General features: G+C 41.6%; 11 protein-coding genes. 2 read left to right on the top strand and 9 right to left on the bottom strand.

All coding sequences use genetic code 11. The features are described 5' to 3' along the window. Positions 1-408 precede the first annotated feature (408 nt). The 5 genes from OU792_RS07465 to rpmH are packed head-to-tail and all read right to left on the bottom strand — an operon-like array spanning position 409 to position 3839. A complete protein-coding gene (locus OU792_RS07465; RefSeq protein ID WP_134202895.1) occupies positions 409-918 on the bottom strand; it encodes a DUF2480 family protein in 510 nt (169 codons plus the stop codon). Next, positions 918-1601: a tRNA (adenosine(37)-N6)-threonylcarbamoyltransferase complex dimerization subunit type 1 TsaB gene (tsaB, locus tag OU792_RS07460; protein ID WP_134202894.1), complete on the bottom strand. Its 684-nt coding sequence runs from the start codon at positions 1599-1601 to the stop codon at positions 918-920. The genes OU792_RS07465 and tsaB overlap by 1 nt, the downstream gene beginning before the upstream one ends. After that, positions 1601-3268, bottom strand: coding sequence for a S41 family peptidase (locus OU792_RS07455; protein WP_134202893.1), 1668 nt, complete (start codon positions 3266-3268; stop codon positions 1601-1603). Before OU792_RS07455 ends, tsaB begins: the two co-directional genes overlap by 1 nt. Before the next feature lies 1 nt (position 3269). Continuing rightward, positions 3270-3635: a ribonuclease P protein component gene (rnpA, locus tag OU792_RS07450; protein ID WP_026946956.1), complete on the bottom strand. Its 366-nt coding sequence runs from the start codon at positions 3633-3635 to the stop codon at positions 3270-3272. 45 nt (positions 3636-3680) lie between these two features. Next, on the bottom strand, positions 3681-3839 hold the full coding sequence (gene rpmH / locus OU792_RS07445; protein ID WP_081701441.1) for a 50S ribosomal protein L34: 159 nt from the start codon (positions 3837-3839) through the stop codon (positions 3681-3683). A gap of 136 nt (positions 3840-3975) precedes the next feature. Here rpmH and OU792_RS07440 point away from each other — a divergent pair, with 136 nt between their 5' ends. Further along, positions 3976-5607, top strand: a complete 1632-nt coding sequence (locus OU792_RS07440) for a M61 family metallopeptidase (protein ID WP_274669875.1) — start codon at positions 3976-3978, stop codon at positions 5605-5607. Between the two features lie 53 nt (positions 5608-5660). Here the strand turns inward: OU792_RS07440 and OU792_RS07435 are convergent, their stop codons facing one another. The 4 genes from OU792_RS07435 to OU792_RS07420 are packed head-to-tail and all read right to left on the bottom strand — an operon-like array spanning position 5661 to position 10060. Further along, a complete protein-coding gene (locus tag OU792_RS07435) occupies positions 5661-6218 on the bottom strand; it encodes a gluconate 2-dehydrogenase subunit 3 family protein (RefSeq protein WP_134202891.1) in 558 nt (185 codons plus the stop codon). Positions 6219-6236: 18 nt separating this feature from the next. After that, positions 6237-7916 carry a GMC oxidoreductase gene (locus OU792_RS07430; protein ID WP_026946954.1) on the bottom strand — a complete coding sequence of 560 codons (1680 nt, stop codon included), beginning with the start codon at positions 7914-7916 and terminating at the stop codon, positions 6237-6239. Positions 7917-7946: 30 nt separating this feature from the next. Continuing rightward, a complete protein-coding gene (locus tag OU792_RS07425; protein ID WP_035483901.1) occupies positions 7947-8828 on the bottom strand; it encodes a hydroxypyruvate isomerase family protein in 882 nt (293 codons plus the stop codon). After that, positions 8825-10060 carry a nucleoside permease gene (locus OU792_RS07420; protein WP_274669874.1) on the bottom strand — a complete coding sequence of 412 codons (1236 nt, stop codon included), beginning with the start codon at positions 10058-10060 and terminating at the stop codon, positions 8825-8827. Before OU792_RS07420 ends, OU792_RS07425 begins: the two co-directional genes overlap by 4 nt. Before the next feature lie 220 nt (positions 10061-10280). On the opposite strand from OU792_RS07420, the gene OU792_RS07415 reads away from it, so the two are divergent. Beyond that, a complete protein-coding gene (locus OU792_RS07415; protein ID WP_026946951.1) occupies positions 10281-11450 on the top strand; it encodes a Gfo/Idh/MocA family protein in 1170 nt (389 codons plus the stop codon). The last annotated feature ends 4 nt before the right edge of the window (positions 11451-11454 follow it).

The following is an 11454-nucleotide window of genomic DNA, read 5'->3' as shown; positions in this document are numbered from 1 at the left end:
GTATTAGGCCTGCCGCTAGCGTTCATCCTGAGCCAGGATCAAACTCTCCATTGTAAATTGTCTATAACTGACAGCTTTTCAACTCTCGTTGTTTATAGCTGTCAACCTGTCTAGTTCTCAGGTATTATTTGCCTTACATCACTTCAAAGAACTTTTTTCTTGACATTTCAAGAAATTGTGAGGACTATATTCCCCAAAAGCGAGTGCAAATATCGAGTAATATTTTTGACTGGCAAAAACATTTTTAAATATTTTTTTTCTGCACCACTTTTATCTTATCAAATTCAAATTCCTTCAGGGCTTTTCCTGAATTGGGAGTGCAAACATAGCGCAGTTGTTCAGAAAAGACAAACAAAAGAACCCTAAAAATCTTATTTTTTTTGACCTCCTACCGAGACTACCTCGCTATCAGCTTTTTGGCTTCTTATAAATCGGCACGGTACTACAAGGTTCACCAAACATCAGTGTTTTGGAGATAGGCTGAAGCTTGGAAACAAGCTTTCCATAGGCATACAAAGGAATCTCAATTGAACTACATCCTTTTATGACTACGGGACGATCCTGGAATTCTTCCAGGTCAAGGCTGTCTACCAAAAAGTTGACAATATTTAATTCTAAGTCTTCAAAATCACCAATTGCAAACCCTTTGGCCACTGGTTGAAGATAAGAAGCTACCAACATGTAAGCCCAGGTAGGAACTATCGCATCAGCACTGCAAAAAATCGCCACCCACTTGTTTTTATACTGTTCCCAATCCAACTCCTTCAATGATTTGCGAAAATCCTGCTCTTTCAAAATCAACTCCTGAAACAGAAAATCTTTTAAATCAAACCCAACACGCTCCTCTCTTGGATAAATCTCTTCCAAATTCAAAGACTTGATTGGGCTTTTCGCCACTCTATTTACAATTTCACTCATCAGGCAAATGGATTTTTCTTACTCTTCAGAACTCTAAATTCCTTCAAATAATTCGGAGTAAAGTAGGGTATACTCTCAAATCGCTCGTTTTGATAGTTCTCCCATGCTAATTCACCAATGGAAGATGCATTTGGCAAGCTGTCTAAGAAGTAGGCATTTGGGCTGTTGATTACCTGACTTGCCTTTTCATTGGCATTTCCGACAAAACACACTTGGCCTTCCTTCAAATATTTTTGGAAAGAATCAGTCTCCAGAATTTCACTATCGATACCTGCAATCTGCTTTCCCTCCGAATCGAAAATCTCTCGGTACACCTCCATTCTTCTTGCATCTAGCATGGCAATTATAGTAAACCATGGTTTTTGACTGCGGGCTAGGTGGGCCAACCCCTTTAGGGTATCTATTGCCAACAATTTAATATCTAAAGAAAAAGCCAAACCTTTCGCAGTAGATGTACCTATACGTAATCCCGTATATGATCCCGGCCCTTCAGATACTGCAACAGCCTTTAATTCATGAAAGCTAACACCAGTTTGATTCATCACCTGATTCATCAATAATGGAAGCATTCGGGAATGCGCACCTGATTCCAGATGGCTTGCTGAGGCTACAAGCCGTCCTCGGTCATGTAAAGCCACCGAACAATTGTCTGTGGCAGTCTCCAATGATAGAATCAAAGCCATTACTCCGACTTGGCAGTGAGAATTTGCCCCATTTTATCTGGAGTACTAAATAACTCCATCGCTTTCTCAATGACAGAATCATTTTGAAGGCTCGCCTGAATCATCCCCTCCTGAAAATAGTAACGAGATATAATTTCTTCCCGAAGTGCTTTCCTAATCTCTTTTTGATAAGAAATCAAATCTTGCTCCTTATTGTGTATAATTCGCTTTTCCAAAGCCTCCACCTGCTCTTTGATTTCAGAATAATATGGAGCCTGCTCCGCTAATTCCTTCATATCCTCTAGAGACTTCTCCAAATAGGTGGTGTAATCATACTCTCTATCAGAAAGAAAACTGACAAAATCCTCATAGAGCTCATCACTCACTTCAAACTCTTCAATATTTACCACTGCTTGTTTAGAATAAAAATATTGCGTAGCGAAATCAAAAACATGATTACCTGCTACTAAACTGTAGGTAATAGGAGCATATCTATAAGCTTCCACGGTCTCATCCGGTTCGATACCTGCCCCATCCAAAACCGTTCTTCCATTTTGCGTTTTAAACGCTTGCCGAAGTGAATCCGGAATGGATCGAATTTCACCTTCTTCTCTACTCAATGCGTAATCAATAGCTTGAATACATCTACCACTTGGGATATAGTATTTTGCGGTAGTCACTTTCACCTGTGCATTATAGGTAAGGGGAATCGTCGTCTGTACTAACCCTTTTCCAAAAGACTTCCTCCCTACCAAGACTGCTCTATCATAATCCTGCAATGCCCCAGCCACAATCTCGGAGGCAGATGCGCTCCGCTCATTCAACAAAACCACCAAAGGAATATTCTTGTCCACCGGAGTCTTTGAAGTCTTATAGGTACGGTTTACATTTTCAATCTTACCTATTGTCTTGACCACTTCCTTACCTTTCGGAATAAACAAATTCACAATCTCAACCGCTTCAGATAATAGTCCTCCTGGATTATCTCTGAGGTCCAATACCAATTTTTCGGCACCCTGTGCTTTTAAGTCCACCAATGCATTCCGAACTTCCGCCGAAGCATTGGTCGTAAAATCACTTAATTTGATATACCCAGTGGATGCATCCAATTTGCCATAATACGGCACATTTTTAAGAGAAATTTTCTTTCGTACCAATTCAAATTCCAAAGTATCCGCATCTCGCAATACACTGACCTTGACGGGAGTATTTTCTGGTCCCTTTAGCAATTCAGATACTTCTGAGGTATTCTTCTGAGAAACATCGACAGAATCCACTTTTAGGAGTATGTCTGCAATTCTCAAACCTGCATTTTGAGCTGGAAAACCGGTATATGGCATAATGATCATGCTACCCTCGCCTCTAGCGCCTATTAACGCCCCTACTCCACCATATTCTCCAGTGGTCATCACACGAAAATCCTCAGACTCTTCCTCCGGAATGTACTCTGTATATGGATCAAGCTCATCAAGCATTGCCTGAATACCCACAGTGACCAACTCATCAGCATCTATCTCATCGACATAATAAGAGTCCAACTCTCTGACAAGTGTGGCGAAAATGTCTATGTTCTTCGCGATTGCAAAAAGCTTGTCATTTTTCACCGTAAACGCCACAGAACCTGCTAACAGAAAAAATCCGATTAGGGCGCCAAGAAGAATTTTTGTCTTGGTTTTATTCATTTTCATTTTATTGTTCCTTATTAATTCGGTGCAAAATAAGCTTGATCTTTTCTTCCACCTGCTTAAACTCCATGATGTCTGATGAGACATAAATTAAGCCAATAAATAATTGACTCGAAGATTCTGAAAGCAAATGTTTGTTAATACGATAAGCCTCCCGCATTCTGCGTTTCATCAGATTGCGAGATACAGCCTTATTGATTTTTCTCTTTGAAACCGAAAAAAGAACTTGCGGTGAGTTCCCATTGGTCTCTTCTCCCTCGAGGTAAAGCACCTTAAAGGGATACAAAAAAAAAGAGGAACTTTTATCAAAAAGTTCCTTGATTAGTTTTTGGCTATGGAGCCGTTCAGATTTAGGAAGTCTGAAATTCATTGCAAGGATGCTTAATGCATGCAACTTACAAAATCTCCCTCAATATTATTTCTTGAGTGTTTTCTCAGAAGAAACGCTAAGCTTCTTTCTTCCTTTTGCTCTACGAGCCTTAAGCACTCTTCTACCATTAGCAGAAGACATTCTTTCACGGAATCCGTGCTTATTCTTTCTTTTTCTATTGGAAGGCTGAAATGTTCTTTTCATGATCGAATATCTTTATTTTATTGCTTTCGTTTCTTGACTTTTGGACTTTGACCCCAAAAAGGACTGCAAAGATACGTAGTCAATTTTGAAATACAAATACACCATAAATATTTGTCTCATTGAATCTGATAAATTTATGATCCATTACCAGCTTTCGGTACAATACCCTACCTCTCAGTTCTTGGAAGTCTCCATAAGTTTCCAAGTATCCGCATCGGGGAAAATATCCCTAAAACTCCCCATATGGCGTGCCGGAAGATACCAAGAGGCTAATTATGCGAAATTTATAAGAGATTTTGCAGTAAAGGATTTCTCTGGAGAAGAAGTTCCATTCATGAAAGTCTCGAAAGCTATTTGGCAATTTGAAGCTAGCAAAGAGGGAGAATATTCTGTCAAATACCAGTTTTTTGCCGGTCAAATGGATGCCGGATCCTCGTGGATAGACGATGAGCAGGTGTATTTGAATCTTGTAAACTGCTGTATGGAGGTCAGTGGAGTAGCTCCCACAGAATGTCAGGTTCAGACCCGTTTCCCCTATCCTGTCAAGGTAACTACTCTTGACTCGATAAATTCAAACCAATTCAGGGCAAGTAGTTTCCAGCAATTGGCAGATTCAACCATTCTGGCGACTAAGCAGATCATGAACAATAAATTCGAGGTGAATTCTATCAAATTTCACTGTTGGTTTAAAGGAGATATCTATTTCAACAAATATGAATTCCTAGAATCCCTTCAAAAAGTTGCTGAGAAGCTAATCAATGACTTTGGGGTGTTTCCAGAAGAGGAATATCACTTCATTTTTCAACTTCTCCCTTATACTCATTATCATGGAGTAGAGCATAAACGAGGAACTGTGATTACTTATGGCCCAGCAGAAAGCCTCAAAAATCCCAAAAATTTTCATGAACTTATGGGTATCAGCAGCCATGAGCTCTATCATGCTTGGAATGTCTGCAGAATCCGGCCAAAAGCACTTCTTCCGTATAATTTTAGTGTGGAGAACTATACCGAGTCAGGATGGATTTTGGAGGGAATCACCTCTTACATGGGGGACCTCTATTTACTCAAATCCGGTTTTTGGTCACTATCTGAGTTTCTCGATAAACTTCAGCGAACTGTTCAACGAGTTTCGGAAGACTTTGGATGGAGACATCAAAGCATTTTAGAATCCTCCTTTGACACTTGGGTGGATGGCTATCAAAAGTCGATTCCTGATCGGAGACAAAACATTTATTCCAACGGGGCACTTATTGCACTTGCTTTGGACATCCATCTTTTGAATGATGGCTTATCTCTATCAGAGTTCATGCAGATTGCTTGGAAGAGATTTGGAAGTAAAATGCGGGGCTATCAGGAATATTCTTTTTGGAGAGAGGTTGAAAAAGTCAGCAGAAAATTTGACTTCATGGGTTTCTACAGTGGATACATTTCAGGAAAAGAGTCCATCATAGAGCATTTAAAAGAGATCTTGCCGATTCTAGGAATTAAGCTAGAAGAGGATTTCCAAAATGATTATCTCAGAAACAATTTAGGTGTTCTACTGGAAGGAGCATCCGTAAAAAAGATCCATCCGGACAGCTTCGCCTACCAAGTGCTCATGCTGGGTGACGAAATCAAAAATGTAAGTCCTAAAGGTGAGCTAGAGGTTCATCGGATCAATGGAAATTCCTACTCTTATAAAATCAAGGAATCATCGACTCAGTTTTTCCCGGAATACAAATTTCAAATTGAGCAAGGAACTCCTCAGCGAGAAAAGTGGATGCAATAAAAAACCTCGGAATCTGAAATCCCGAGGTTTGTTAAACTCTAAACAATCAATTCTTAGATGGCATAAGCCCGATCGCCTGGCTTCAAGTCAATACACCCATCATATCGACCGGGTACTTCTACGTAATTCAAAGCCTGGGTAGCCCCAATTTCTGAAGTAAAATATCCCAAAACGGTCAAATCTTTCAGCATGTAAATAATTTGAGGCTCGCGATTTTCTGAACTTTTGTATTGCTCATACATGCCATTCAAATAGGCCAAACGATCTTCAGCGCTAGCCTTTTCAAATTCCACGCCTTTTGAATCTTTGAAATCCTTACGAATCATATTTAATCCATCCACAAAGGTCTTCTGTTGGTTTTCATCGTAAGTGTCTTTGACCATCATGACCATGAAAGTGCCGATTCCGGCAGCCTTTGCCCCTGGAGTATCAGTCTCTGGAATGATCGTATCTCCAATTTCATCCAAAAAAGCGATGTCCTCTGGACTGAAATCCAATCCTTTAATTTGTTTATCCGGTGCACATCCTGTCAGAATAGCGGTAGCTCCGACCATGGTTCCTCCCATCATCAGGACTACGCTTTTGAGTGCATCTCTTCTATTCATATTCATAGTTTCTCTGTTTTCTGATTAAAGATTCTGACGCTTCAATTCTTCAACTGCAAAATTTGCTGCTCTCGCTGTCAAGGCCATGTAGGTCAGGGATGGGTTTTGAGCAGCAGCAGAAGTCATGCAAGCTCCATCAGTGACAAATACATTTTTGGCATCCCAAACCTGATTATTTCCATTCAGTACCGATGTTTTTGGATCGCGACCCATACGAGCGGTTCCCATTTCATGAATACCCTGTCCAAATGTATAACCTGCATCGTAGGTTTGTACGTCTTTGAATCCAGCTACTTCAAGCATTTCAGCTGCATCAGCCATCATGTCTTTCCGCATGTTTTTCTCATTCTCCTTGATCTCCGCGTTCATTACCAAAGCTTCCATTCCCCACTTGTCCTTCACGGTGTCACTGAGACGGATATGGTTGTCATGATAAGGAAGAATCTCTCCAAAAGCAGTAAATCCAATACTCCATGGACCTGGCTGAGTCAAAGCATCCTTCATTGGCGCCCCAAAGTTCAATTCGGCAACGTCTCTACTCCATCCACTGCGGCTCGCACCACCTTGATAACCGAATCCACGTACGTAATCTCGTTTTTCACCATTTAAGTTTCGGAATCTTGGGATGTAAAGGCCTGTAGGTCTTCTACCGAAATAGTATTTATCCTCATATCCATCGATGGTTCCTCTTGCTCCTAATCGGAAATGGTGATCCATCACATTATGACCCAATTCACCCGAGCTAGATCCCAATCCGCCTGGCCAAATATCAGTGGCAGAACGCATCAAGATCGCAGTGGAGTTGAACGCCGAAGCACAGAGGAATATGATTTTGGCATCATATTCTACAGTCTGATTAGTCTCTGCATCCAATACCTCTACTCCGGTAGCTTTTTGAGTATCCTTATCATAGATTAATCTTCTCACGATAGACCAAGGTCTTAGCGTAAGATTTCCTGTCGCATCTGCAGCTGGTAAGGTTGAGGCTTGGGTACTAAAATAACCCCCAAACGGACAGCCCAATGAGCATTTATTTCGGTATTGACAGCCTACCCGGCCTGGAAGTGGCTGAGTAATGTTGGCTGGTCGGCCCATAATCCAATGGCGGGCTCCTTTGTAATGTTCCTTGATCCGCTTTACGGCATCTTCTTCCACGCAGTTCATCGGCATCGGAGGCATAAACTCCCCATCAGGAAGAATATCTAAGCCATCCTTATTTCCAGAAATCCCTGCGAATTTTTCTACATATGAATACCAAGGTGCCAAATCTTTGTATCGAATGGGCCAATCCACAGCTATTCCTTCCTTCGCATTTGCTTCAAAATCAATATCTGCCAAGCGGTAGGATTGTCTTCCCCAAAGCAAAGATCTTCCACCAACTTGATATCCTCTGAACCAGTTGAATGGCTTTTCCTCCACATATGGAGACTCGTCTTCGTGTGCCCACCAGTCTACATTCAGTTCATTCAGCACATAATCTCTACGGAGAACAGGATGCTTTTCTAGCATTTCAATAGTTCTCCTACCTCGATGAGGTACTTCCCAAGGTGGCAAGGTTGCTGTCTTGTAATCTTTTACGTGCTCGACATTCGGTCCTCTCTCCAAGAGCAATACTTTCAGCCCTTTTTCCGTCAACTCTTTGGCGGCCCAACCGCCACTTATTCCTGACCCGACTACAATCGCATCATACTTTTCATTTGCCATAAATTATATGGTTTATTGGTTAATTAATTTTCAAACATCGCAGACTTCAATCGCTTGCTGCAAAGCAAGCAATTTATCCTCTTGTTTTGGAACAAATTCATGGGACACAAATCCCTTGTATCCAGTATCAACTATGGCCTGCATGACGGCAGGGTAATTGATCTCCTGATTTTGATCCAGTTCGTTTCTTCCAGGATTACCCGCAGTATGATAATGCCCAAAGTACTGGTAATTGTTTTTAATTGTGCGAATAATATCCCCTTCATCGATCTGCATATGGTAAATATCATAAAGCAGCTTAAAGTTTTCACTATCAATCCTTTTGCACAATTCTATGCCCCAAGGGGACAAATCACACATATAGTCTTTGTGGTCCACCTTACTATTAAGTAGCTCCATTTGAATCACGACACCATGCTTTTCAGCTGTAGCCATAATCCGTTTTAGGCCTTTCACACAATTCTCCAAACCAGTTTCATCATCCATCCCTCTTCGATTACCGGAAAACGCAATCAAGTTCTTGTACCCATTTTTTGCGACGATGGGAATGACTTCTTCATAGTTTTTGACCAATTGATCGTGGAATTTTGGATCATTCCAGCCATCGGCTATACTAATTTCGGCACCATTTGACATGGAGCACTGAAGCCCATATTTCTGAAGCGTGGGATAGGCATCCGGGCCTACAATATCCACACCTTGTATTCCGAGTTTCTTAGCTCCTGCACATAATTCCTCCAAAGAAAGGGGACGCATGGACCACAGGCAAACTCCGTGATTGATATTTCCTTTGAGAGATAAAGGTTTTTTTGATTCTTCAAAATCAAATGAACTTAGGCTCCCGAGAGCTGCTCCTCCAAGCAAAACTTTCTTGAAAGACTCTCTTCTTCCTGGGTTGATAGGTTTGGTCATGATGGGTTATTTTGAGGGTAGATTTTTTCTTTTTTGAAAAAGAGTATGAAAAATAGTAAAACCAAAACGGAAATACCAGAAGGAATTAGCCAAATCGACTGCCAGTCATGTAATCCTGGCGAAATGAGGTAGTAATCTGAGATTTGCCCGGCAGCCCAAAAGCCGATCAACATCCCCACCCCGTAAGTAGCTAAGGTAATTAATCCCTGAGCGGAGGATTTATATTTATGCCCAGCATGAGCATCCGTGTATATCTGCCCGCTGACAAAGAAAAAATCATAGCAAACTCCATGAAGTGCTATTCCTACTAGCAGCATCCAAACATTTTCGTCCGCATTACCATAGGCAAAAAACACATACCGAATAGCCCATGCAAGCATTGCAACAATCAATGTTTTTTTGATTCCAAATCTTGAAAAAAAGATCGGTAAGGCTAGCATGAAGAGTACTTCGGAAATCTGTCCGATTGTCATTTTTCCGGTAGAGTTCTCTACTCCAATTTCGGTCAGAAATGGACTGGCATTTTGATAATAAAATGCAAGCGGGATACAGATCAGGACAGAACTCAAAAAGAAAATGGCATAATTCCGGTTTTTCAAAAGAGCCAAGGCATCCAGGCCTAACAACTCCGATAGTTTGATCTTTTCACTACTACTTGCACGAGGGGGTGCTGCTGGTAAGGTGAAACTGAAAATCCCCAACACCAAAGAAACAATTGAAGCCATCAGCCAAGTATTGCCAAGCAGTCCGCTTTCGAGCCCATCTGTACTATCCCATGCTAAGGCACTGATGAGAATTCCTGCTGCTATCCATCCGATTGTACCCCAAACACGAATGGTAGAAAATTCCTTTGCCGGATCCTTCATTTGATTGAAAGAAATGGAATTGACCAAGGCCAAAGTCGGCATGAATAGAATCATGTAAGCGAGTAAAAGCGGGAAAAAGCATGAAAAATCCTCACTGCTATACAATAAATACATCAGTACGGCCCCCAAGAGATGAATCACTCCCAAGATCCGCTGCGCATGGAAATACCTATCTGCAATCAATCCCACAATAAACGGGGCTATGATTGCTCCAAAAGACTGGGTGGAGAAGGCCAGGGAAATTTCTTGATCTTTTGCTCCTAGATTCGCTCCCAAGAATGTACCCATCGTCACATACCAAGAGCCCCAGACGAAAAACTCCAAAAACATCATAAAAGACAGGCGCATCCGCACAAATAGACTCATAGAAAAACTGGGTTGGGAATTAAGTCAAAGTTTAGAATTCGGTGAATTTAGCGTATTTTAAGCAAGTCCTTTGAATTTGCGAAATTAGGCCGATAATTATTTTGAAAAAGCCACTCATAACGGGATGGGGCTATTTGTAAACATAATCTGTGAAGCTCAGCAAAAAATGGCTTTTTTTCGATTATTCAACTATTTTCAAATCCAAATAACCTGATAACCTATGTCCACGAATAAGAAACTAAAAATTGGTCTTGTCGGTGGTGGTCCGGGCTCTTTTATCGGAGCGATTCACCTCAACGGCGCACTGATGGACGGCCTGTTTGAGCTTGCGGCTGGAGCATTTTCATCTAATCCTGAAAAGTCTAAAAAAAGAGGCGAAGAGCTCAGACTCAACCCTTCCCGGGTCTACTCCAGCTACGATGAGATGTTCGAAAAGGAGCTACAGCTTCCCGAAGATGAGCGAATTGATGTTGTGGTGATCGTCACCCCAAATAATGTTCATTTTGATCCGACTGCAAAAGCCATCCGGGCTGGATTTCATGTAGTGCTTGACAAGCCCCTCACACTCAACTATCAAGAAGCAAAAGAGCTTTATCATATCGTCAGCAACAGCGATCGGAAGTTTTTACTGACACATACTTATTCTGGCTACCCGATGATTAAGCAAGCCAAGCAAATGATCGAAGAGGGAAAGCTGGGAAAAATTCACAAAGTATACGTAGAGTACCCACAAGGCTGGCTGTATAAACTCCTTGAAAAAGAAGACAACAAGCAGGCCGAATGGCGAACAGACCCCAAGCGAAACGGAATGGCTGGATGTATGGGAGATATCGGTACCCATGCCTTCCACCTAGCTGAATATGTCTCGGGGCAAAAAGTAGAAAAAATCTGTGCTGACCTTTACATCAAAGTCGAAGGACGCCCGATTGACGATGACGGGGTTGTTTTGATGCGGTTTGAAAACGGCGCATCCGGAGTTCTAATGGCATCTCAGACCGATACAGGTTTGGAAAACAATCTAAAAATCAGGGTGTTTGGTGACAAAGGCGGAATCGAATGGCAACAAGAAGACAACAACAGTCTAATTGTTCGCTACCCAGGCCAACCTGCACAAATTTTCAGAGCTGGAACTGGCTATCTCGGGTCCCTAGCACAAGAAAACACCCGCACTCCTGCCGGTCATCCTGAGGGATATGTGGAAGCATTTGCCAACTTATACAGAAACTTCGCACGATGTATTTATGCAGAGCGTAATGGTGAAACTCCTAAAGAGGAATGGAAGGATTTCCCAGGTATTGAAGATGGTATCCGTGGGATGGCCTTCATCGAACATGTCTTGAAAAGTACCGAGACCGAATATAAATGGACTTCTTTTGTAGTTGAAAAATAAATAA

The sequence above is a fragment of the Algoriphagus sp. NF genome (genome assembly GCF_028823735.1).
Classification (GTDB): domain Bacteria; phylum Bacteroidota; class Bacteroidia; order Cytophagales; family Cyclobacteriaceae; genus Algoriphagus; species Algoriphagus marincola.
The sequence above is the reverse complement of the archived record's forward strand: the minus strand, read 5'-3'. Positions and strand labels throughout refer to the sequence as shown.

What these genes read in the sequence shown, in the direction of transcription:
- OU792_RS07465 (WP_134202895.1), bottom strand. Translation starts at nt 918, where the DNA reads ATGAGTGAAATTGTAAATAGAGTGGCGAAAAGCCCAATCAAGTCTTTG.
- tsaB (WP_134202894.1), bottom strand. Translation starts at nt 1,601, where the DNA reads ATGGCTTTGATTCTATCATTGGAGACTGCCACAGACAATTGTTCGGTG.
- OU792_RS07455 (WP_134202893.1), bottom strand. Translation starts at nt 3,268, where the DNA reads ATGAAAATGAATAAAACCAAGACAAAAATTCTTCTTGGCGCCCTAATC.
- rnpA (WP_026946956.1), bottom strand. Translation starts at nt 3,635, where the DNA reads ATGAATTTCAGACTTCCTAAATCTGAACGGCTCCATAGCCAAAAACTA.
- rpmH (WP_081701441.1), bottom strand. Translation starts at nt 3,839, where the DNA reads ATGAAAAGAACATTTCAGCCTTCCAATAGAAAAAGAAAGAATAAGCAC.
- OU792_RS07440 (WP_274669875.1), top strand. Translation starts at nt 3,976, where the DNA reads ATGATCCATTACCAGCTTTCGGTACAATACCCTACCTCTCAGTTCTTG.
- OU792_RS07435 (WP_134202891.1), bottom strand. Translation starts at nt 6,218, where the DNA reads ATGAATATGAATAGAAGAGATGCACTCAAAAGCGTAGTCCTGATGATG.
- OU792_RS07430 (WP_026946954.1), bottom strand. Translation starts at nt 7,916, where the DNA reads ATGGCAAATGAAAAGTATGATGCGATTGTAGTCGGGTCAGGAATAAGT.
- OU792_RS07425 (WP_035483901.1), bottom strand. Translation starts at nt 8,828, where the DNA reads ATGACCAAACCTATCAACCCAGGAAGAAGAGAGTCTTTCAAGAAAGTT.
- OU792_RS07420 (WP_274669874.1), bottom strand. Translation starts at nt 10,060, where the DNA reads ATGAGTCTATTTGTGCGGATGCGCCTGTCTTTTATGATGTTTTTGGAG.
- OU792_RS07415 (WP_026946951.1), top strand. Translation starts at nt 10,281, where the DNA reads ATGTCCACGAATAAGAAACTAAAAATTGGTCTTGTCGGTGGTGGTCCG.